At 67.2% G+C, this 20,393-nt stretch carries 20 protein-coding genes; 6 read left to right on the forward strand and 14 right to left on the reverse strand.

Going from position 1 to position 20,393, the window contains the following annotated elements; translation table 11 throughout:
- Positions 1-9 precede the first annotated feature (9 nt).
- Both AC5JLE_RS12495 and AC5JLE_RS12500 read left to right on the forward strand, forming a co-directional pair.
- Complete coding sequence (locus AC5JLE_RS12495) at positions 10-1,266, forward strand: 6-phosphofructokinase (RefSeq protein WP_014648312.1); 1,257 nt, start codon at positions 10-12, stop codon at positions 1,264-1,266.
- Positions 1,267-1,383: 117 nt separating this feature from the next.
- Positions 1,384-1,773, forward strand: a complete 390-nt coding sequence (locus tag AC5JLE_RS12500) for a DUF488 domain-containing protein (protein ID WP_014648313.1) — start codon at positions 1,384-1,386, stop codon at positions 1,771-1,773.
- A gap of 74 nt (positions 1,774-1,847) precedes the next feature.
- Here the strand turns inward: AC5JLE_RS12500 and AC5JLE_RS12505 are convergent, their stop codons facing one another.
- On the reverse strand, positions 1,848-2,351 hold the full coding sequence (locus tag AC5JLE_RS12505) for a hypothetical protein (RefSeq protein ID WP_014648314.1): 504 nt from the start codon (positions 2,349-2,351) through the stop codon (positions 1,848-1,850).
- A gap of 355 nt (positions 2,352-2,706) precedes the next feature.
- On the opposite strand from AC5JLE_RS12505, the gene AC5JLE_RS12510 reads away from it, so the two are divergent.
- Positions 2,707-4,734, forward strand: a complete 2,028-nt coding sequence (locus AC5JLE_RS12510) for a sodium-translocating pyrophosphatase (protein ID WP_032956016.1) — start codon at positions 2,707-2,709, stop codon at positions 4,732-4,734.
- 78 nt (positions 4,735-4,812) lie between these two features.
- On the opposite strand, the gene AC5JLE_RS12515 is transcribed toward AC5JLE_RS12510, so the two are convergent.
- The 5 genes from AC5JLE_RS12515 to AC5JLE_RS12535 are packed head-to-tail and all read right to left on the reverse strand — an operon-like array spanning position 4,813 to position 7,768.
- Positions 4,813-5,535, reverse strand: coding sequence for an energy transducer TonB (locus AC5JLE_RS12515; protein WP_496065334.1), 723 nt, complete (start codon positions 5,533-5,535; stop codon positions 4,813-4,815).
- On the reverse strand, positions 5,532-5,957 hold the full coding sequence (exbD, locus tag AC5JLE_RS12520; protein ID WP_046432363.1) for a TonB system transport protein ExbD: 426 nt from the start codon (positions 5,955-5,957) through the stop codon (positions 5,532-5,534). Before exbD ends, AC5JLE_RS12515 begins: the two co-directional genes overlap by 4 nt.
- A gap of 9 nt (positions 5,958-5,966) precedes the next feature.
- Complete coding sequence (exbB, locus tag AC5JLE_RS12525; RefSeq protein ID WP_014648318.1) at positions 5,967-6,695, reverse strand: tonB-system energizer ExbB; 729 nt, start codon at positions 6,693-6,695, stop codon at positions 5,967-5,969.
- Positions 6,682-7,149 carry a YbaN family protein gene (locus AC5JLE_RS12530; RefSeq protein WP_481445810.1) on the reverse strand — a complete coding sequence of 156 codons (468 nt, stop codon included), beginning with the start codon at positions 7,147-7,149 and terminating at the stop codon, positions 6,682-6,684. Before AC5JLE_RS12530 ends, exbB begins: the two co-directional genes overlap by 14 nt.
- Positions 7,150-7,180: 31 nt before the next feature.
- Entirely contained in the window at positions 7,181-7,768 is a 588-nt protein-coding gene (locus AC5JLE_RS12535; protein ID WP_481445809.1) for a biliverdin-producing heme oxygenase, read from the reverse strand.
- Between the two features lie 106 nt (positions 7,769-7,874).
- On the opposite strand from AC5JLE_RS12535, the gene AC5JLE_RS12540 reads away from it, so the two are divergent.
- Positions 7,875-8,132 carry a DUF2789 domain-containing protein gene (locus AC5JLE_RS12540; RefSeq protein WP_006390068.1) on the forward strand — a complete coding sequence of 86 codons (258 nt, stop codon included), beginning with the start codon at positions 7,875-7,877 and terminating at the stop codon, positions 8,130-8,132.
- A gap of 152 nt (positions 8,133-8,284) precedes the next feature.
- Here AC5JLE_RS12540 and AC5JLE_RS12545 read toward each other — a convergent pair whose 3' ends face one another.
- The 5 genes from AC5JLE_RS12545 to AC5JLE_RS12565 form a co-directional block, all read right to left on the reverse strand.
- Positions 8,285-11,203 (reverse strand): TonB-dependent receptor, encoded by a 2,919-nt coding sequence (locus tag AC5JLE_RS12545; RefSeq protein ID WP_481445808.1) that lies wholly within the window; start codon positions 11,201-11,203, stop codon positions 8,285-8,287.
- Between the two features lie 256 nt (positions 11,204-11,459).
- On the reverse strand, positions 11,460-12,395 hold the full coding sequence (locus AC5JLE_RS12550; protein WP_197557103.1) for a FecR family protein: 936 nt from the start codon (positions 12,393-12,395) through the stop codon (positions 11,460-11,462).
- A 105-nt stretch (positions 12,396-12,500) separates the two neighbouring features.
- On the reverse strand, positions 12,501-13,001 hold the full coding sequence (locus tag AC5JLE_RS12555) for an RNA polymerase sigma factor (RefSeq protein ID WP_014038389.1): 501 nt from the start codon (positions 12,999-13,001) through the stop codon (positions 12,501-12,503).
- 85 nt (positions 13,002-13,086) lie between these two features.
- A complete protein-coding gene (locus AC5JLE_RS12560; protein ID WP_046432378.1) occupies positions 13,087-13,578 on the reverse strand; it encodes a hypothetical protein in 492 nt (163 codons plus the stop codon).
- Positions 13,578-14,069 carry a hypothetical protein gene (locus AC5JLE_RS12565; protein ID WP_049420880.1) on the reverse strand — a complete coding sequence of 164 codons (492 nt, stop codon included), beginning with the start codon at positions 14,067-14,069 and terminating at the stop codon, positions 13,578-13,580. The genes AC5JLE_RS12560 and AC5JLE_RS12565 overlap by 1 nt, the downstream gene beginning before the upstream one ends.
- A gap of 186 nt (positions 14,070-14,255) precedes the next feature.
- Between AC5JLE_RS12565 and ppa the strand changes: the two genes are divergently transcribed.
- Positions 14,256-14,792, forward strand: a complete 537-nt coding sequence (ppa, locus tag AC5JLE_RS12570) for an inorganic diphosphatase (protein ID WP_005410935.1) — start codon at positions 14,256-14,258, stop codon at positions 14,790-14,792.
- A 152-nt stretch (positions 14,793-14,944) separates the two neighbouring features.
- Positions 14,945-16,066 carry an HDOD domain-containing protein gene (locus tag AC5JLE_RS12575; RefSeq protein ID WP_014038392.1) on the forward strand — a complete coding sequence of 374 codons (1,122 nt, stop codon included), beginning with the start codon at positions 14,945-14,947 and terminating at the stop codon, positions 16,064-16,066.
- A 59-nt stretch (positions 16,067-16,125) separates the two neighbouring features.
- On the opposite strand, the gene AC5JLE_RS12580 is transcribed toward AC5JLE_RS12575, so the two are convergent.
- The 3 genes from AC5JLE_RS12580 to AC5JLE_RS12590 all read right to left on the reverse strand — a co-directional run bounded on the left by AC5JLE_RS12580 (position 16,126) and on the right by AC5JLE_RS12590 (position 20,303).
- Positions 16,126-16,335, reverse strand: coding sequence for a hypothetical protein (locus tag AC5JLE_RS12580; protein ID WP_032955995.1), 210 nt, complete (start codon positions 16,333-16,335; stop codon positions 16,126-16,128).
- 169 nt (positions 16,336-16,504) lie between these two features.
- Positions 16,505-19,354 carry a TonB-dependent receptor plug domain-containing protein gene (locus AC5JLE_RS12585; protein ID WP_014648326.1) on the reverse strand — a complete coding sequence of 950 codons (2,850 nt, stop codon included), beginning with the start codon at positions 19,352-19,354 and terminating at the stop codon, positions 16,505-16,507.
- 49 nt (positions 19,355-19,403) lie between these two features.
- Positions 19,404-20,303 (reverse strand): helix-turn-helix transcriptional regulator, encoded by a 900-nt coding sequence (locus tag AC5JLE_RS12590; protein WP_032955994.1) that lies wholly within the window; start codon positions 20,301-20,303, stop codon positions 19,404-19,406.
- Positions 20,304-20,393 lie beyond the last annotated feature (90 nt).

The following is a 20,393-nucleotide window of genomic DNA, read 5'->3' on the forward strand; positions in this document are numbered from 1 at the left end:
GGTAGAAGCATGCGCAACGGCACTCTCCTTTATGCCCAGTCCGGCGGTGTCACCGCCGTCATCAACGCCACGGCGGCGGCGGTGATCGAGCAGGCGCGGGCCAAGGGCATCAAGGTCCTGGCCGCCCGCAACGGCATCCTCGGCGCCCTGCGCGAGGAGCTGATCGACACCAGCAAGGAGAGTGCCGCGGCCATCCGCGCGCTGGCCCATACCCCGGGCGGTGCCTTCGGCTCGTGCCGGGTCAAGCTGAAATCGCTGGACGCCGACCGTGCCCGCTACGACCGCCTGCTGGAGGTGCTGCGCGCGCACGACGTGCGCTGGTTCCTCTACAACGGCGGCAACGACTCGGCCGATACCGCGCTGAAGGTCTCGCAGCTGGCCAAGGCCTCCGGCTACGACCTGACCTGCATTGGCGTGCCCAAGACCATCGACAACGATCTGGCGGTGACCGACACCTGCCCCGGCTTCGGCTCGGCGGCCAAGTACACCGCCGTCTCGGTGCGCGAGGCGGCGCTGGACGTTGCGGCGATGGCCGAGACCTCCACCCGCGTCTTCATCTACGAGGCGATGGGCCGCCACGCCGGCTGGCTGGCCGCGGCCGCCGGCCTGGCTGGCAACGGTGATGACGAAGCACCGCACATCATCCTGCTGCCCGAGCGCGCCTACGACGAGGCCGCGTTCCTGGCCAAGGTGAAGGCCGTGGTCGAGCGCGTCGGCTACTGCGTGGTGGTGGCGTCGGAAGGTATCGCGACCGCAGATGGCCGCTTCGTCGCCGACGCAGGCGGCGGCAAGGACTCGTTCGGTCACTCGCAGCTGGGCGGCGTGGCCGCGCACCTTGCTGCACGGGTCAAGGACCAGCTGGGCCTGAAGGTGCACTGGGCGCTGCCCGACTACCTGCAGCGCTCGGCCCGCCACCTGGCCAGCAGGACCGACTGGGAGCAGGCACAGGCGGTCGGCAAGGCCGCCGTGCAGCTGGCACTGAAGGGCCAGAACGGCGTGATGCCGGTGATCGTGCGCAGCAGCGATGCGCCCTATCGCTGGAAGATCGAAGCGGCCCCGCTGTCGAAGATCGCCAACCACGAGAAGAAGATGCCAGCCGGCTTCATCCGCCGCGATGGCTTCGGCATCACCGCCAAGGCGCGCGCCTACCTGTCGCCGCTGATCAAGGGCGAAGCGCCGCTTCCCTATGGCACCGACGGCCTGCCGAAGTACGTCACTCTGAAGAACGTGGCGGTGAAGCAGAAGCTGCCGGCCTTCGAGGGCTGACCTGAAAAAGGGGACGGAGGGGATTAAGTCGCATACGCCCCTCTGTCATCTCCAACAGCATCAGCAGTGGGTCGGATACGACTTAATCCCCTCCGTCCCCTTTTCATGGAGGTCATCATGGCACTGCGTGTTGTTCGTCTTGGCAGCCCGCGCCAACCCGGTGAGGGCCTGCGCATCGGCACCGTGCGGCGACCACCGCGCGGCGTGCCCCGCAGCGAATTCGCGAAACGGGACTGGTACGACGTCTGGTTCCCGACTCTGTCACCCAGCGCGGAGCTGGTGAAACAGGCCCATGAGGCGAAGACCGCCGCCGACTGGACTGCGTTCTTCCGCCACTACAAGGCCGAGATGAAAGCGCCCGATGCCGCGCACGCGCTGGACCTGCTGGCCGCGATGTCGCAGCACAGCGACCTCAGCGTGGGCTGCTACTGCGAGGACGAAGCGCATTGCCATCGCAGGGCGTTGCGCGAGCTGCTGGTGGCGCGCGGGGCGACGCTGGCGGAGTGAGATCAGCCGGATGCCGGCCAGCGGCCGGCACTACCACCCGTGGACGACTGCGTGGGCGCAGCGCACGCATCATCTCAATTGCAGGCCTTGCCTTCCATCTGCAGCTGCGCGGCGAACATCGTCACCTGCGGAATCTGGCCGGCTGCCGCCTGCTTCTTGGCCTCTTCCAGATAGATGCGCGACTGGCCCTGCCCATCCAGCTCGACCTTGTTGCTCGACGGCAGGCGCCACACCCGCACCACCGCCTGCTGCGCCGGGCATGCCGCGTTGGGCACGCGGATCACATCGTTGAGCTTCCAGCCCTTGTCGGCACTCGGCTGTGCCTTGGTGTAGTCGACGAAGCGCGCACGTGGCTGGCACTGCTCGCTGGTACGCACGGCGGAGAAGCGGTACGGGGCGGCGGCATCGCCGGTGAACGCACCTTCCAGGCGTGCGCAGGCCTCGGGAATCTGCCGCAGCGTATGCACCGCGCCCACCGCCTGGGGTGCGCCCACGGCACGCTGCAGCTCCGGGGTTTCCGCAGCGAGTGCCGGCACGGCCGGGGCCAGGGCGGCGAGCATCAACAGGGACAGGCGCATGGGGGATCTCCATCGGGACTCCGCGCAGGCTTGCAGAGGCTGGCTTAACGGGGTGCAAAGGCCGGTGGCTCGCAAATCATGCCCTTGCCTGGCGGCGGGTCCGCGCGCATGTCGACGCGTTCATTGGCAGGGCGCCCACGGGTCATGCGGCGCGGCTCCCACGGGCCAGTCGAGCATGGCTCGACTCTACAAAGAGCGGCACGCATACTGCAGGCACCAGGGAATGCTGAACACCGCCATACGTCGGACGACCACCAAGGTCGGTACGGGTTGGTTCCAGGCTGCAGCCCGTCGTCCCCCTCGTGGTGCCGTTCATCGCCACTGGATGCCTACATCCATTCTGCGGAGGGGTCTAATGCTGGAACGTCACGGGCTGTCACTGGCGCTGGGCTGCGCCATTCTCGCGATCCTGTTCGGAATCGTCTCGGCGCGCTGGATCCTGCGCCAACCCACCGGCAATGAGCGCATGGTTGCGATCGCCACCGCGATCCAGGAAGGTGCGCGTGCCTACCTCAACCGTCAGTACCTGACCATCGGCATCGCCGGCGTGGTGCTGTTCGTGCTGGTCGGGGTGTTCCTCAGCTGGTACACCGCGATTGGTTTCGCGGTCGGTGCGGTGCTGTCCGGCGCCGCCGGCTACATCGGCATGAACGTGTCGGTGCGCGCCAACGTGCGCACCGCGGAGGCGGCGCGCCAGGGCATCAGCGCGGCGATGGACGTCGCCTTCCGCGGCGGCGCGATCACCGGCATGCTGGTGGTCGGGCTGGGCCTGCTGGGCGTGGCAGGCTACTACGCACTGCTGCTGCGCATGGGCCTGCCGATGGAGCAGGCGCTGCACGCGCTGGTCGGGCTGGCGTTCGGTTCGTCGCTGATCTCGATCTTCGCGCGGTTGGGCGGCGGCATCTTCACCAAAGGAGCCGACGTCGGCGCCGACCTGGTCGGCAAGGTCGAAGCCGGTATTCCCGAAGATGATCCGCGCAACCCGGCGGTGATCGCCGACAACGTCGGTGACAACGTCGGTGACTGCGCCGGCATGGCCGCCGACCTGTTCGAGACCTACGCGGTGACCGTGATCGCCACCATGCTGCTGGGCAGCCTGATGCTGGCCGAGGCCGGCGCCAACGCGGTGCTCTACCCGCTGGTGCTGGGCGGCGTATCGATCATCGCCTCGATCATCGGTGCGCTGTTCGTCAAGGTGAAGCCGGGCGGCTCGATCATGGGTGCGCTGTACAAGGGCGTGATCGTCTCCGGCGTGCTGGCGGCGATTGCGTTCTATCCGATCACCACCGGGCTGATGTCCGACAACGTGCATGGGCCGATGGCGCTGTATGGCTGCGCGTTGATCGGGTTGGTGCTGACCGGGCTGATCGTGTGGATCACCGAGTACTACACCGGCACCCAGTACAAGCCGGTGCAGCACGTGGCGCAGGCCTCGACCACCGGCCATGGCACCAACATCATCGCCGGCCTAGGCATTTCGATGAAGTCCACCGCGCTGCCGGTGGTGGCGGTGTGTGCGGCGATCTGGGGAGCCTTCGCGCTGGGCGGCCTGTACGGCATCGCCATCGCCGCTACTGCGATGCTGTCGATGGCCGGCATGATTGTCGCCCTCGATGCCTACGGCCCGATCACCGACAACGCCGGTGGCATCGCCGAAATGGCCGAGCTGCCCTCGGAGATCCGCGACATCACCGATCCGCTGGATGCAGTGGGCAACACCACCAAGGCAGTGACCAAGGGCTATGCGATCGGATCGGCGGCGCTGGCCGCACTGGTGCTGTTCGCCGACTACACCCACAACCTGCAGGCGGCCAATCCCGGCCAGGAGTTCCGCTTCGATCTCAGCGACCACACGGTGATCATCGGCCTGCTGATCGGCGGCCTGATTCCCTACCTGTTCGGTGCGATGGCGATGGAAGCGGTCGGCCGCGCCGCCGGTGCGGTGGTGGAGGAAGTGCGCCGCCAGTTCCGCGAGATCCCCGGCATCATGCAGGGCACCGGCAAGCCCCAGTACGACAAGGCGGTGGACATGCTGACCCGCTCGGCGATCCGCGAAATGATCGTGCCGTCATTGCTGCCGGTGGCGGTGCCGGTGGTGGTCGGCTTGCTGCTGGGGCCACGCGCGCTGGGCGGCCTGCTGATCGGCACCATCGTGACCGGCCTGTTCGTGGCCATTTCGATGACCACCGGCGGCGGTGCCTGGGACAACGCCAAGAAGTACATCGAGGATGGCCACTTCGGCGGCAAGGGCAGCGAGGCACACAAGGCGGCAGTGACCGGCGACACCGTCGGCGATCCGTACAAGGACACCGCCGGCCCGGCGATCAATCCGCTGATCAAGATCATCAACATCGTGGCGCTGCTGCTGGTGCCGCTGCTGTAGATCCGCGCCATGCGTGGATGACGGCCTCGATGGGGTCAGAGCCCTTTCCTGCGGAAAGGGCTCCGACCCCACCGTCAATCACCGCCCACGCAGGAAGAACGACACCGGCACCATCACTTCCACCGGGTCGCCGGCCATTTCGGCCGGCGGCGCCGGCAGCGGGCTGGCCCGCTGCACGGTGTCCAGGGTCTCCTGGTCGAGCAGCGCGAAGCCGCTGCTGCGGCCCAGCACCACCGCCGAAACCACACCGTCGCGGGCCACGGCAAAGCGCACGTAGACCACGCCCTGCTGGCGCAGCCGCTCGGCCTGGCGTGGATAGTGCCGGTGCTTCTGCAGGTGCCCGAGCAGGCGTCCTTCCCAGGTCGCCTCGGCACGACTGCGCTCACCCGCCGTGGTCTGCGGCGCGGTGTAGCGTGCGGCAGCGTCGGCGGCCACCTGCGGCGGTGCGCTGGTCTGCGCGACGTTGGCATCGGCGCTGTCCGGCGCGGGCGCTGGTTCCGGCGCTTCTGGCGGAGGCAGCTCGCCCTGCGGCTGCACGGGTGCCTTGGGTTGCTCACGCACGGCTGGCGCTGGCGCCTGCTGCCGCTGCTGTTGCTGCTGCAGCGGCCCGGTGGCGACCTCGCGCGGCGGCGCCGGCAGTGCCTGCGCCATCGGCGCCAGCTCCAGCGTCAGCGCTGCCGGGGGAGCCGTTGCAGCCTGCACCGGTGCGCGCGCCACCCACCAGCAGGCCGCGCCGATCAACAGCGCGTGCACCAGCAGTACGATCGCCAGGCTGGTCGCCCAGCGCCGCAGTCCGCTCATTGCGTGCGCTGCTCCAGGCCGACCAGTGCCACCTTCAGGTAGCCCGCCGCACGCAGCGCATCCAGGGTGGCCATCAGTTCGCCGTAGGGCACGCGGGTGTCGGCGCGCAGGAAGATGCGTTGCGCGGTATCACTGTGGGTGGCCACCTGCAATGCAGCCGCCAGCCCGTCACGCGCCACCGCCTGCTCGCCGACGCGCAGCGACAGGTCGGCCTGCACGGTCACGTACACCGGTGCCTGTTCCGGCGGCGCGGCATTGGCGCTGCTGGCCGGCAGCTGCACCGGCACCGACACGGTGGCCAGCGGTGCGGCCACCATGAAGATGATCAACAGCACCAGCATCACGTCGATGAAGGGCGTGACATTGATCTCGTGCGCTTCTTCGGGGGCATCGTCGCGGTCGGACGCGGTCCTGATCGCCATCGTCGCGCCTCAGTGCACCGCGCGCAGCGGCGCCGCAGCGGCACGCGGGACGGCACGATCAAGATCGCGCGACACCAGCTGCTGCACGGCCGCCGACAGATCGCCGAGCAGCCCCCGCAGGCCGGCCAGCACGCGGCTGAAATGGTTGTAGACCAGCACCGCGGGAATCGCCGCGACCAGGCCGAGCGCTGTCGCCAACAGGGCCTCGGCGATGCCGGGCGCAACCACCGCCAGGCTGGTGGTGTTGCTGTGGGCGATGCCGATGAAACTGTTCATGATCCCCCACACCGTACCGAACAGGCCGACGAACGGCGCCACCGCGCCGATGCTGGCGAGCGCGCCGATACCGCGCCGCTGCACGCGCGCGGTTTCCAGCTCGATGCGTTCCAGGCGCGAGGCGACGCGCTCCTTGATGCCGTCGTGGCTGTCCAGCTCCTGCGACAGGCGCAGTTCGGTGCGTGCAGCGTCCAGCATCGTCAGTGCAGCGCCCTGTTGCAGGGTCGCTTCCTCGCTCTGCGTCGGCAGCTGTGCGGACTGCAGCAACAGCGCGCGTGCCGCACGCAGCTGCCGGGCCTGCCGCGCCAGCTCCCAGCCCTTGGCCAGCAGCACGGTCCAGGTGGCCAGCGACGCCAGTGCCAGCGCGATCATCACGGCCTTCACCACCACGTCGGCGGCCAGGTACATGCCCCACGGGGTCAATGCGGGGGCGGCCACGGGGGCCAGGTCAGCAGGCAGCATCGTCTCGGTTTCCATCAGCATCAGGGGTCGCTGCGCGACGGCGGGTCGCACGCGGATCATTGGCGTCGTCCACTTCCACGACCGGATGGGGCTGCAGCCGCGGCGCGGGTCGGCTGAGCACGTAGCCGGCGCTGACCGCGAAGAACAGGCCCACGCCCAGCAGCAGACGCCACGACGGGTGCGCTCCCCAGCAGAACAGCGCAAAACCGACGGCCATGCCGGCACTGGCGAACGCCTTGCCCTTGCGCGACACCGCACCCTGCTCACGCCACAGCCGCAGTGACGGGCCGTAGCGCGGATGCGCCAGCAGGCGCTGCTCGAACTTCGGCGAGCTGCGTGCGAAGCAGCCCACGGCGAAGATCAGGAAGATGGTGGTCGGCATCACCGGCAGCAACGCGCCGATCACCCCGAGGCCGACCATCAACCATCCCAGCGCGAACCAGAGCCAACGCATCAGCGCTGCATCCGCAGGCGGGCACCAGGCATCAGGCGAATTCCACTTCGACGTGGCCGTGCACGCTGCGGAACGCGGCGTCGGCCGCATCGATCACCTGCTGCTCCTGCCTGGCACTCAGCGGTACCGCGTCCAGCGCAGCGGTGAACTCGCGCCAGTGGCGCGCCGCGCCATCCGGATGCGCGGCCAGGTGGCGGGCGCCGAAATCACGATCCAGGCCGAGCCTGGCGGCCATCTTGTACAGCACGGTGCCGCCCAGGTTGGACCCTTCGGCCACATACAGCCACCCCAACGCGGCGGGCAGTTCCAGATCGGACGGCAACGCCGCGATGTCAGTCCCCGGCAGGGTCTGCTCCAGGTCCTGCAGGTCGCGCGCGACCTGGGTCAGGCGGCGGCGCTCGCCCAGGTCCGGCAGCAGTGCGTCCAGCGCAGGGTTGGCATACAGCGCATCGATGCTGCGGTGGAAGCGATACTGCACGCGCAGGAAACGGGCGAAGTTGCTGCGGTCGGCGAAGATGTCACCGGCCATGATGCGCTTGTCCAGGGCGCCATGGCTGTCGCGGGTGGCGGCCTTGAGCCGCAGGCTGCGGCTGTCTTCAGGGGCGATGTGTGCGTTCATGGGGGATGCCAAGGGGGTCGTCCTGCTGTAGACGTTCGCCACGGGGCTTTCCCCAAGGCTATGTGCGCCGATAATGGCGCATCCCTTCTTACCGCAGGAACCGACGATGATCACCACCGAACCGCGCATGACCAACCTGTTCCTGCAGCTGGGCCTGGACGCCAGCGCCGAGGGCATCGCCCGCTTCATCCGCGAGCACCAGCTGGCCACCGATGTGGAAGTGGTCGAGGCGCCGTACTGGAACGATGCGCAGCGCCAGTTCCTGTCCGAGTCGCTGCAGGCCGATGCGGCATGGACCACCGTGGTGGATGAGCTGAACGAGTCGCTGCACGAGGACGCGGTGAAGGCGGCGACGGGGCTGTAAGCGGGGTATCCCGCGCTGTTGGGGTCAGAGCCCTTTCCGCAGGAAAGGGATCCGACCCCGCCGCTCGCCCTTTCCGCAGGAAAGGGATCCGACCCCGCCGCTCGCCCTTTCCGCAGGAAAGGGATCCGACCCCAGCGCTCATCCGCGACCGATCAGTACTTCCAGGTCAGCGCCAGCCGCGCGGTGCGGCCCGGTGCCGGCATCACGCCCAGGGCCAGCGGGTCCAGGTAGTAGCGGTCGGTCAGGTTGTCCACGCCGGCTTCCACCGAGAGCTGGTCGTTGAAGCTCCAGCTGGCGAACAGGTCGACCAGCGTGGTTGGCCGGTACAGCTGCTGGATCGCCGACAGGCCCACGTTCCAGTCCTTGTCCAGCTTGCTGATCGGGCCGGCGTTGTGGACCACGCGGGTGCCGAAGGTCAGGCGCTCCTCGAACAGGCGCGAGCCCAGGGTCAGGTTGACCATGTAGCGCGGCGGGTTCTGGGTATTGGTGTACGAGCCCTCGAAGCCGCCGTCCACGCAGTCGGGCGTGTTGGCCAGCTCGCCGTTCCTGCGCTGCGCCCCATAGGCACGGCGCTCGGCGGCGATGTCCGGCGCGCAGGTCTTGGCCTTGGAGTAGTAGTGCGCGGACAGATCGGCAAATACCTTGCCGCTGTCATAGCTGGACTGGAACTCCATGCCCGAGACCTTGAACTGGTCGACGTTGCGGATCAGGCCCGCCGACAGCGTGCGGTAGTCACGGGTGATCAGGTCGTCGATACGGGTATCGAAATACGCCAGCTTCAGCGCCAGGCGGTCGCCGGCAGTGAACAGGTCGTAGCGGAGGGTGCTGGCGCCGATTTCCCAGCTGCGCGCACGCTCCGGCTTAAGCTCACCCACCGGTTTGGCGGCGGTGAACAGGCCCAGCGTGGTCTCGAACAGGCTCGGCAGCTTGGTGCCTTCGGCGTACTTCACGTAGACCATGGTGTCTTCGCTGAAGCGATAGGCCACGCTGGCGGTCGGCGAGAACGCGCTGTCGCGGCGGCGGATCGGCTGCGACCAGCTCCAGCTGACCGGCACTTCCAGATCCTGCGCCTTGCCAGCGTCGTAGAAGTTCCAGCCACCGATGTCGGCCACCGTGCCCTTCTTGTACGGCGAGGCCAGCAGCGATTCCCGGGTGAAGTTGCCGTTGGCATCCGGGTACCAGTTCAGCAGCGCGATGCGCTTGGCCCGCCACGACGGCAGCGCCGGGTTGCCATTGAGCAGTTCGGTGTAGCGGTACTGTCCCTGCACTTCATAGGCATCGGGCGTGGCCAGGCGGTTGCGGTCATGTACATCCACGCGGTTCCAGCGGCCGCCGGCCAGCAGTTCCCAATGCTCATCGGGCTGCCACTTCAGCGAGGCCACGGCGCTGTACTCCTTGCGCTCGGCGTTGCGCAGGAAACGGTTGTTGACCAGGTCATCGTGCATGACCGGCCCCGAACTGCCCGGCGCGATGTCTTCGTCGCTGTAGGACAGTCCGTAGTCGAGGGTGAACGCACCGGCGCGGGTGTCGAACCTGGAGGTATTACTGGCATCCAGGCCGAAGCGCTTCTGTCGCAGCGGATTGCGGTAGGCATCCTTGTAGCCGGGGTCACCGCTGAAGCTGGGCGCGTCATACCACTCGGTGCGGCGGTCGAAGTACCACGGGGTGATGCCGGTCAGGCTGTTGTACATCACGCTGTCGGTGTCGGTGTACGCGGCGTTGACGCGCAGGTCGATCAGCTCGCTGTCCGGATTGAAGCGGTAGCGCAGGCTGTAGCTGTCCATGTCGACGTGGCCCGGATCCCACTGTGGAATGCGGTCACGATCCACGCGGATGATCTGCGAGGCCATGATCTCGCCGGCAGTGCCTTCATAGCGGCGATAGCCGGCTTCCAGCGTCTGCGTGTCGTCGATGCGCCAGGTGCCCTTGAGCAGCGCCGACTTCGAGCGCGAAGAGGTATTGAAAACCTCGGTGCGCGGCGGATTCAGCGGCGCCAGCGTGCGCCGATCCTGCGGGAAGTCGTCGTAGCCATGGCGGCCGGAGAAGTAGTTGCCGTTGTCACGGTAGGCGTAGGCGGCGACCAGATCGAAGCGGTCCCAGTGCCCTGCGGCGGCCACGTTGAAGAACTGGCTGCCGGTGGCGCTGCGATCGGTGCGCGGTGCCGCACTGTAGGACGGCAGGCTGTTGGCACTGCTATTGGCCAGGCCGCCGCGCACGCGCACGCCGACGTCGCGGCCCTCGCGCAGCACGTCACCGATCTTCAACGTCTCCATCTCGACCACGCCGCCGATGCCACCGGACGCGTTGGCCTGCAGGCTCGGGCCCTTGGTGATGGTCAGGCTGGAGATCAGGTCCGGGTCGAGGTAGGTGCGCTGCGACTGGCCGGCGTAGCCACGGTAGGTATCCATGCTGGACTGGCCACCGTCGATGATCACCGGCACGCGGCCCTGGCCCTGGATACCGCGGATGTTGACGTCGAAGCCGTTGCCCACGCGCGGATCACCGGCGGTGACACCGGCCACACCCTTGACGATGTCGCCGTTGGAGGTGCCGCGGAAACGCTCCAGGTGCGTGCGATTGAGCGTGGTGGTCGAACCCACGCTGCGATAGCTGTCGAGCAGGCGTGCTTCATCACTGGTCGCGCCGCTCCCGACGCGGTCGCCGGCCACACTCAGCGTGTCGGTGACGATCACACCACTGTCGGCCTGCAACGGCGTTGCCGCTTCCAGGGTGACCGCATCAGCGCTGACCCGGCGCACTGCCAGGCCACTGCCCTGCAGCAGCTGCTGCAGCGCCTCGTTGGCCGACAGGCTGCCGCCGACCGCGCGAGAGGTTACGCCACGTGCCAGCGATGCGGGATAGACCACCTGCACACCGGACTGGCGCATGTAGCTGCGCAGCGCGTCATCCAGCGGTTGCGCCGGAATATCGAAGCGCAGCACGGCCGCGTGGTCGCTGCTGGCGCTCTGCGCCAGTACGGACGGCGCGGCACTGGCCAGGCCGGCGGCGAGCAACGCGATGCACAGGCGGGACGGGCGCAGCACGCGGCCCGGGCGATGGAAGTCGAACATGGGGGAACCTGTCAGGTAATCGGTGCCGCGAACGCGGCGTCATCCGCAACACGGGCGGACACGGCGACGTACGTGGCGGCGGCGGGTACGTTCGCGGAGTAAGACGGATGGAAGCGTGGCAACCCCAAGGGGATTTGCAGTCGAAGCAGGTGCCGACGGTTGCGCGCCCGGTTGCAGTGGTGGGCGCCGACGGTTGCGTGGCTGGTTGCAGTGGTGGGTGCCGACCGTTGGTCGGCACCGGGGCAATGGCGTGGATCTACCGATGGACGATGGCGACGCCGAGCGGCAGCCGGGTCACCTGCAATCCAGCCGTCGCGGCCAGCGCATCCAACGCCTGTTCCGGGCGGTCGATACGCAACGCCGCGCTTACCGCCGGCAGCTGCGATAGATCACCACGCACGAAGGTCGGGCCAGCGCGATAGCGCCCCACCCATTGCACCGCGTCAGCAACGCGGGCCTGTTCCAACAGCAGCTCGCCCTGACGCCAGGCGCCGACGCTGTCGGCCGCAACGTCCCCCAATCGCCTCACACCACTGTGTTCACCGTAGGCCGCGCGCTGGCCCTGCTGCAGGTAGGTCCAGCCACCGTCAACCGGGCTGGCCATCCGTACCCTGCCCTGCCCGACCTGGGTTTCCACCTGGTCGTGGCCCCGCGCCACGGTGAAGGCGGTCGAGATGTCCTCGACCACGCCATTGCCGGCGCGCACGCTGAAACGTCGCTGCGCGTCCGGACTGACCTCGAACCAGGCACGCCCGCGCAACAGCTCGACCTGGCGGGCGTTCGCATCAAAGTGCACGGCAATCGCACTGTCGGCGTCCAGCACCGCACGGCTGCCATCAGGCAGCAGTACGTTCTGCACCTGGTGCGTGCTGCGGTGATCGGACTGCAGGCGCAGCGACGCCTCCGGCCATGCCACCAGCATCGCCAGCATTGCCGCCGCAGCCATGGCCCAACGCCGTCGGCGCGGGCGTCGACCAGCCACGCGGGCCGGCTGCGCTCGCGGCCCGACGCTGCGCCACAGCGCGCGCTCGTGTTCGAAGGCCCTGCGGTGCCCCGGCTGTTGCAGCCAGTGTTCGAACGCCTGCATGCGCGCGTCGCTGATATCGCCCGAGGCCAGCCACGCGATCCAGTCCCGGGCCTGCTCGGCCAGGGCATCGTCATTGGCGGCAGGCAGCATGTTCGGCGGGCTCATCGGCTGGCGGACAGGCGCATTCAAGCGCGGGGCGGGGGAACTGGACCGCATCCACGGTCCAATGATCAAGACGTTTGCGCGAAGGCCAGCCCCAAGGCGGCGCGATCATCGGCCGCTGCGGGCCCAGGCCAGGCGCTGCAGCGCGGTGCGTACGTGATTCTCCACCGTGGTCACCGATACCCCAAGGCGGCGTGCGATCTCGGCCTGGGTCAGGCCCTGAAGGCGGTTGAGCCGGAAGATGGTGCGGGTCGGCTCCGGCAGATGGCCGGCCGCGTCGAGTACCCGCTGCAGCTCGTCCTGCGCCATGGCCTGCTCTTCGGTGGAGATCACCTCGTCCGGCCCCCACAGGTAGTGATCAGCCAACAGGCGGTTGCGCCGGGTCGACTCGCGGCCGTGGTCGGTGGCCAGGTTGGCGGCCAGCCGGTACAGATAGGCGCGCGGATTGTCGATGGCCTGGCTGTCATCGACCCCACGGGCCTTGAACCACACCGCCTGGATCACGTCCTCGGCGCCGTTGTCGCCCCCCAGAATACGTTGCACCCGGCGCAGCAGCGCTGGCCGCTCGCGGATCAGCAGTTCGGTGAGGGAGGCAGCATTGGAGGACATGCGCGGAGCCGGGACGACAGACGGGAGGCGCCGCGCATGCTACTCCGCAAATGCGAATCAGTCACGTTCTCATCAGTGACGAGACCTACAGGCAATCAACCAGCGCGTCGTAGGTATTGCTTGTCGTGCCGGGCAACGGCGCGTGCAACGCGTCAAACCCATCCCCCATTTCCCACACCTGCAGCAGGGTTTCCAGGCGTGTCCCAGTTGCCAGCGGCAGCACGCAGGCATAGCGTCCGCGGTTGACCTTGATCAGGCCGCTGGGCTTTACCCAGGTGTCGCTGCCGGCGAATGTCCACACACACTGGACAACCACCCCCGTGGCCTGTTCCACGGAACAGCGCAGGCGCATGGCCCACAGATTGATGTACTGCCCCTCGCAGAAGGTATCGCCACACACCTCATCGAAGCCACGCACCAGTTGCCGCTCGGCAGCCAGGAAACGCTCGTGGCCGCCCCCCGGGCCGGTGTAATCGCGCGCATCGACGAACGCCGGCGCAGCCTGCACGGCACCGGCGTACAACAGGCCGACAGACAGCACGCCGCACAACAGCCAGCATCTACGGAAGCTGCCCATCAGCCCACCCTCCCCTGCGTGCGCAGGCATTCAGGCAGCCCATCGAAGATGCCGTGGTCACGCCCGGGCAGAGGCGCGACCAGGCCGCCCGGCGCTTCCAGTGAGGCATAGAACGCCTCGACTGGCACCCCGGGCTGCAATTCGATCGGGCAGACCCAGCTGCCGTTGTCGACCTGCACCTGTCCCGTATCGGGCTGTACTTCCAGTTCGCTGGCCGCCACCACCAGGACGCAGCGCTGCACGGTGCCCCGATGGGCCAGCACGGCACAGCGGAACTCCATCACCCGGTAATTGCTGTAGTCACCTTCACAGAAGGTGTCGGCACACAACGCGGCGAATTCACCGGCGACCGCGTCCTCCAGCGCAAAGGCCCTTTCCCACGCGGTCTCATCGCTGGGGTAGTCAATCAGGTTGACGTGCGCCCCCCGCGCGAACGCGGGCAGCGGTGCCAGCAGCAACAGGGCGTAACAGCCCAAACGATTCCAGTTCATGGCAAGGCTCCTTGGTATGGATCTCCAGCCTGCCGAGGGGACCGGGTGGAACCCATCGGGAAACCCCGCCCTGGCCCTCCGCCAGGGCCGAGCGCGCGGGTCGGCCCTGCCCTACGCTGCACAGCGCCCGGCAAAGGCATAAAATGGTGAGCTATCCGTCTATATCCCCCCCACCTGGAGCACACCATGGGTCTGGAACTCGTCTCGCCCGGCAAGAACCCGCCGGAAGAAATCAACGTCATCATCGAGATCCCGAAGGACTCGGAGCCGGTGAAGTACGAAGTGGACAAGGAAACCGGCGCGATCTTCGTCGACCGCATCCTCTCCACCCCGATGCGCTACCCGTGCAACTACGGCTACGTGCCGAGCACGCTGTGCGGCGACGGCGATCCGGCCGACGTGCTGGTGGTGCTGCCGCTGCCACTGGTGCCGGGCTCGGTCGTGCGCTGCCGTCCGGTCGGCGTGCTGAAGATGAGCGACGAGGCGGGCAGCGACGAGAAGATCCTGGCCGTGCCGGTCTCGAAGATCTTCAGCGGCTACGCCCACGTCGAAGACATCGCCCAGGTCTCGAGCCACTGGCTGGAGCGCATCGGCCACTTCTTCGAGCACTACAAGGACCTGGAGAAGGGCAAGTGGGTCAAGCTGGACGGTTGGGGCGGCGCCGCTGAGGCCAAGCAGATCCTGATCGAGGCGCACCAGCGCCATCTCGACAGCAAGGCCTGAGCCTGAACCGGATCGCTCCGGCGGTACCCTGCCGGAGCGATGCGGGTCACGTTTCATGACGACGGCACATCACTCTTGCTGCCGTATTAGGTAAATTGCGTCACTTCACACGTCATCGACATCCATCGTCGAGACAGCCAGGGGAATGTGTCGTGCGTATTCTGCTTGTTGGGGATGCAGCCAGCCTGCCGGCCGAGCTGACCGAATTCATTGCCGATCTTGGGGAAGACTGGCAGCCGTTGACCGCCACCGATGGCCAGGCCGCGATGACCGCGGTGGCCACGCAGGGCGTGGACGCGGTGATCGTCTGCCCGCAATTGCCGGATCTCAATGCCACCACGCTGCTGGGGCAGATCCGGACCTTGCGCCCGGAGACCATCCGCATCGCGCTGGTCGATGCGCAGCATGGCAACCGGCCGCCGCCGGCGCGCCTCATTGGTGTCGCCCACCGCTTCCTGCCGCTGCCGCTGGCGCCGGAAGTGCTGCTGGAGGCACTGACCAGCCTGGAAGAACTACGCGAAGTGCTGGACAGCCCGCGCCTGCGCGATGCCATCGGCCGTATCGAGAAACTGCCCTCGCCGCCGCACCTGTACCTGAGCCTGACCCAGGCCCTGGAACATGACGACGACGCCGACAGTGCCGATGTCGCCAAGCTGGTCGCCGCCGATCCGGCGATCGCCGCCAAGGTGCTGCAACTGTCGAACTCGGCCTTCTTCAGCCAGGGCCGCACCATTGCCGACCTGCGCACCGCCGTGACCCGGCTGGGCCTTGCCACGCTGCGTGACCTGGTGCTGGCCAGCGAAGTGTTCTCCGCACCGACGCTGTCGGCCGCCGAGCGCAACTCGCTGCAACAGCGCGCACTGCTGGCCTCGCGGCTCGCCGCACGCCTGCTGCCCGAATCCAGTGCCGAACTGGGAGCGACTGCCGCGCTGCTGGCCGACATCGGCCTGCTGCTGCCAGGTGTGCGCAACGAGCGCAGCGAGCCCTCGCTGGCCGGCGACACCCGCCCTGGCCATGCCGAGGCCGGCGCCTACCTGCTGGGCCTGTGGGGCCTGCCGATGCCGATCATCGAAGCGGTGGCCTTCCACCTGCAGCCGCAGCGCGCCAACACCCGCAGCTTCTGGGTGACCGGTGCGGTGCACGTGGCCCTGGCGCTGGTCAATGGCGACCCGGTGGACGAGGACTACCTGCAGCGCGCAGGCGTGCTGAACAAACTGCCGCAATGGCGCGAACACGCCAATGCGCTGATGGGACTGGTGCCCAGCGACGCCTGAGCGCGTTGCATGATGTCCGGATGACAGAGGGCGCACCCACAAGGTGCGCCCTTTCCATGTCAGCGGATACCGCAGGCGTCCTGCACGCAGCGACGGTACTGCGACTCGCAGATGACCGGTGACTTGCCACTGGCCAGGCACTGCTGGCGGAACTCCTCGCAGTAAAGCCCACCGCCGCAGACCCCGAGGCCCTGCGCGAACACCGCGCCCACCAGCGTTGCGTAGATCAATGCAGCGGCGGATGCCTGCCGCAGCAACGTATTCTTCATATCCCTCTCCACATGCAAGCGTCCGGTAGTGGACCTCCTGACTGTGTTGATTACGACACGACGGGACCGTGACTGCGCTCACCTTCCAACAATTTCCGGAATTCCCCTACAAAAAAAAGGGCGGACCTTGCGGTCCGCCCTCCTTCTGTTGCTACCGCACTTCGATGGATCAGAAGCGCTGGGTGTACTTCATGTACAGGAAGCGACCCACGTCGAAGCCGCCGTAGTAGGCGAACGCCGAGTTCGGAGCCGAGTACTGCAGGGCACCCTTGTGGTCGAACACATTGTTCGCGCCCAGGGCGATGGTCGCATCCCACGGCGCCTTCCAGCTGACCTGCAGGTCGTGGAAGGTGTTGGAACCGGTGTGACGCAGCGGATCGGTCTCACCGTTGGCCATGTGGTTCGGAGCATCGCACCAGCCGTCAGCCAGCGAGATGCAGCTTTCCTTCATGCCCGAGTAGTAGCGCGCGGTGTAGTTCACACCGAAATCGCCGTACTGCCAGTTGACGCCCAGGTTCGAACGCACGCGGAACAGGCCCGGCTCGCTGACGCGGCCGACCATGATGTTGTCGCCCGCGCTGTTCTGGCGCTGCTCGTCGTACTTGGCGGTGTAGCTGGTCTGCCAGTCGATGCTGAACTGACCAATGGCCAGTTCCGGCAGGCGGTACTTGATGCCCAGATCGTAGCCCTGGGTTTCCATCTTGCCGAGGTTGGCGGTGCCGTAGGTGATCGCACTGACGTGGCCGTCAGCCGCACGGGTCACGCTCGAGCAGCGCGAAGCGTTACCCAGCACGTAGCAGTCACGCAGGATGCGGTCGACGCTGTCAGCGATGATCATGTCGCTGATTTCGTACTTGTACCAATCCAGCGACACGTCCAGGCCCTGCACCCAACGCGGGCTCCACACCAGGCCGAAGGTGGTGCTCTTGGAGGTTTCCGGCTTCAGGTTCGGATTGGCACCCGAGATGAACTGGTCACCCGACTGGCACGGCAGGGTCGAACATTCCTTGCCTGCCTGGCCCAGCTGCACGTAGTTGGCCGGCACGCCTGCGCCGGAGCACGCGGCATTGCCTGCAACGCTGCCCGGAGCCTTCACGCCGCACGGATCGATGTAGGACTCGAAGCTCGAGCTCAGGCCACCGTACAGGTCGCTGATGGTCGGAGCGCGGAAGCCCTCGGCGTAGGTGCCGCGGACCAGCAGTTCATCCAGCGGACGCCAGGTCAGGCCGAACTTGCTGTTGGTGGTGCCACCGAAGTTGCTGTAGTCCGAATAACGGCTGGCAACGTTCAGGGTCAGTTCCTTGGCGAAGGCCATGTCGGCCAGCAGCGGCACGTTCAGTTCGAGGTAGACCTCGTTCAGATCGTACTGGCCGCGGGTCGGCTTCTGGCCCAGGCCGGTGGACTGGCCCGACTGTGCGAAGGCGTCCGGCACGTAGCTGCCTTCTTCCTTGCGGTGCTCGACACCCAGGGCGAAGCCCAGGTCGCCGGCCGGCAGGGTCACGATGGCGCCCGACAGGTTGGCGGTGAAGCTGGTGGTCTTGGTGACGCCACGGGTGGTGAAGGTCGGGAACAGGAAGTCCTGCAGCTCCTGGTTCGCCAGCGAGCCCTGACCCTCAACGCCGTACGGCAGCAGCGGGTTCCACGGACGGCAATCGCCCAGGATCGGGTTGGCGGCGGTGCCGCAGCGGGCAACGCCACCGGCATCGATGAACGACGGGCCCAGCGCCTGACGCGCGCCGATCAGGCTCATGTCACCGCGGTTGCTCTTGATCGACTCGTTGCGGTTCCACAGCGCGCCGACATCCCAGTCGAAGGTCTTGCCACCCAGCTCGAAGAAGCCGGTCAGGGTCGGAGCGAAGCGCAGGGTCTTCAGCTGGCTGTCAGTGGTACGCGGCACTTCCCACAGGCGGCGGCGGAAGCTGACGTCCTGGCCAACCGGGTTGAAGGCGCTGTCTGCCGACAGCGGGGTGTTGATCGACTTGGAAGCGGACTGGTACGGATAGCCGGCGATCTGCTGGAACGTCTGGCGCTCGTTGTAGAGCACGTCGGTGTTCAGGCTGATCGAATCGGTGAAGTCGTAGGTGCCGTTGATGTAGACCGACTTGCGCTTCACACCGGTCAGCAGGGTCATCTGCTCGTTCGAGTTGGCGAACTCGTCTTCGGTGATCGCGTGGTAGTCGTTCGGGTTCTTCGGATTGCCACCCGGGTTCAGGGTCTGCCACACCGCGCTCGACTTGCTGCAGTCGTACAGCTTCGGGTTGCACCAGCTGCCGTTCTGGCTGATCGGGCTCCAATCAGCCGAGGTGGAGTTCGGACCCAGCGAGCCGTCACGGCTGTACCAGCGGTCCTTGGCCCACACCGGATCCTGCTTCGAGTACTCGGCCGACAGGGTCAGGCTGCCGCGCTCACCGCGGGCACCGAGGGTCATCGAATAGGTTTCGCTGTCGCCGTCGCCCTTGCCGTACTGGCCGACGTAGACATTGGCTTCGCCGCCGTCGAAGTTCTTGCGGGTGATCACGTTGACCACGCCGGCAATGGCGTCGGAACCGTAGATCGACGAGGCGCCGTCCTTCAGGATCTCGATGCGCTCAACGGCCGACATCGGGATCTGGCTCAGGTCCTGCAGACCCGAGGTCGAAGCGCCCAGGCGCTTGCCGTTCATCAGCACCAGGGTGCGCTCGGCGCCCAGGTTGCGGATGTCGACGTAGTAGCCGCCCACGTTCTCGCCCGAAGCCAGCGACTCCGAACGCGAGATGGCCGGGGAGCCGGCCGAGGTCAGGTTGTTCAGCACGTCGGCGACGCTCGAGAAGCCCTGCTTTTCCAGGGATTCGCGGGTCATCGTCAGGATCGGCTGCTGGGTCTCCACCGAGGCGCCGCGGATGCGCGAGCCGGTGACCGAAATGCGGTCCAGGTCGGTGGTGCCCTTTGCTTCCTGAGCCGAAGCAAAGGCCGGCGCCAGCGCCAGCGCAATGCCGGCCGGCAGCAAGCCGAACCGCACTGCGGGATTACGAACGTTCATCTATCTCTCCAAGGTACGTGTTAGCAGCGTGTTAAAACACCCCAGCACGTTACGATTGCGTTGCAGCGCTGTATTTGCGCGAACCAACCGGAGACTTTGCGGATTGTGGCGGGAGCAAGCCGCCGTTCTCCCTGAAGCGCGACGCGGACTGGCCGTAGCGGGCGCGGAACGCACGCGCGAAGCTGCAGCAGTTGTCGAAGCCGCTGGCGGCGGCGACCTCGCCCACCATCATGTCGGTGTCGCGCAGCAGGTCGGCGGCGCGTTCGAGGCGCAGTCGTGCCGAAAGCGACTGCGGGCTTTCCTCGTACAGGCTCTGGAAGGTCTTGGAGAGGTACCAGCTGGAGAAGTTGGTCAGTTCGGCCAGTTCGCCGATGCGCACCACCCGGTGGCTGTTGCCTTCCAGATAGAGGCGCGCACGCTGCATGCGGCCGAACACCTGACGCTTGCGGCTGCGCGAGCGGCCCGGGCAGCGCTGCACGTTGTCGGCCAGGCCACGCTGCAGGCCAGCAAGGTGCAGCAGCAACGGACGCAAGGCCTGGGCCGGCTGGCCGCTGGCCAGCGCATCGCGCCACAAGCGCAGCGCAACGCGGGCGTCACTGCGGTTCATGCGGCCACGACCGGCATACAGGCCACAGTCGGCCATCTCGGTCAGCACGCGAAGCGCTTCAACGTTCAGGTTCAGGCCAACGCACAGCCCGTTGCGACCGGCCTGCACCAACGGCCGCGATTCCTTCTCGAAGGCGATCCACTCGCCCTGGCGCAGGCGGAATCGTCCTTCCTTGGCCTCCACCCACGAACTGCCACGCACCTGCATCCAGACAGTGAAGCTGGAGCCGGCGGTCTGCAGGCTGCCCAGCCGGGCCACGCCCAGGCAGGTCGGCGTGACATCGTCGAGCGACCGGTCCAGGGAGACGGTTTGGCCGCGATCGGCCAGCGAGAGTTGACGCATGGGGGCACCACGGATTTGCCTAGTACAGGACTCCGTTTTGCCTAATCAGGCGGCACCGCGTCAGGAAAGTCCGACGAGATCGCCACGAAT

The organism is Stenotrophomonas sp. (genome assembly GCF_059505245.1).

Coding starts and splice junctions, on each gene's coding strand:
- AC5JLE_RS12495 (WP_014648312.1), top strand. CDS start 10: ATGCGCAACGGCACTCTCCTTTATGCCCAGTCCGGCGGTGTCACCGCC.
- AC5JLE_RS12500 (WP_014648313.1), top strand. CDS start 1,384: ATGGCACTGCGTGTTGTTCGTCTTGGCAGCCCGCGCCAACCCGGTGAG.
- AC5JLE_RS12505 (WP_014648314.1), bottom strand. CDS start 2,351: ATGCGCCTGTCCCTGTTGATGCTCGCCGCCCTGGCCCCGGCCGTGCCG.
- AC5JLE_RS12510 (WP_032956016.1), top strand. CDS start 2,707: ATGCTGGAACGTCACGGGCTGTCACTGGCGCTGGGCTGCGCCATTCTC.
- AC5JLE_RS12515 (WP_496065334.1), bottom strand. CDS start 5,535: ATGAGCGGACTGCGGCGCTGGGCGACCAGCCTGGCGATCGTACTGCTG.
- exbD (WP_046432363.1), bottom strand. CDS start 5,957: ATGGCGATCAGGACCGCGTCCGACCGCGACGATGCCCCCGAAGAAGCG.
- exbB (WP_014648318.1), bottom strand. CDS start 6,695: ATGCTGCCTGCTGACCTGGCCCCCGTGGCCGCCCCCGCATTGACCCCG.
- AC5JLE_RS12530 (WP_481445810.1), bottom strand. CDS start 7,149: ATGCGTTGGCTCTGGTTCGCGCTGGGATGGTTGATGGTCGGCCTCGGG.
- AC5JLE_RS12535 (WP_481445809.1), bottom strand. CDS start 7,768: ATGAACGCACACATCGCCCCTGAAGACAGCCGCAGCCTGCGGCTCAAG.
- AC5JLE_RS12540 (WP_006390068.1), top strand. CDS start 7,875: ATGATCACCACCGAACCGCGCATGACCAACCTGTTCCTGCAGCTGGGC.
- AC5JLE_RS12545 (WP_481445808.1), bottom strand. CDS start 11,203: ATGTTCGACTTCCATCGCCCGGGCCGCGTGCTGCGCCCGTCCCGCCTG.
- AC5JLE_RS12550 (WP_197557103.1), bottom strand. CDS start 12,395: ATGAGCCCGCCGAACATGCTGCCTGCCGCCAATGACGATGCCCTGGCC.
- AC5JLE_RS12555 (WP_014038389.1), bottom strand. CDS start 13,001: ATGTCCTCCAATGCTGCCTCCCTCACCGAACTGCTGATCCGCGAGCGG.
- AC5JLE_RS12560 (WP_046432378.1), bottom strand. CDS start 13,578: ATGGGCAGCTTCCGTAGATGCTGGCTGTTGTGCGGCGTGCTGTCTGTC.
- AC5JLE_RS12565 (WP_049420880.1), bottom strand. CDS start 14,069: ATGAACTGGAATCGTTTGGGCTGTTACGCCCTGTTGCTGCTGGCACCG.
- ppa (WP_005410935.1), top strand. CDS start 14,256: ATGGGTCTGGAACTCGTCTCGCCCGGCAAGAACCCGCCGGAAGAAATC.
- AC5JLE_RS12580 (WP_032955995.1), bottom strand. CDS start 16,335: ATGAAGAATACGTTGCTGCGGCAGGCATCCGCCGCTGCATTGATCTAC.
- AC5JLE_RS12585 (WP_014648326.1), bottom strand. CDS start 19,354: ATGAACGTTCGTAATCCCGCAGTGCGGTTCGGCTTGCTGCCGGCCGGC.
- AC5JLE_RS12590 (WP_032955994.1), bottom strand. CDS start 20,303: ATGCGTCAACTCTCGCTGGCCGATCGCGGCCAAACCGTCTCCCTGGAC.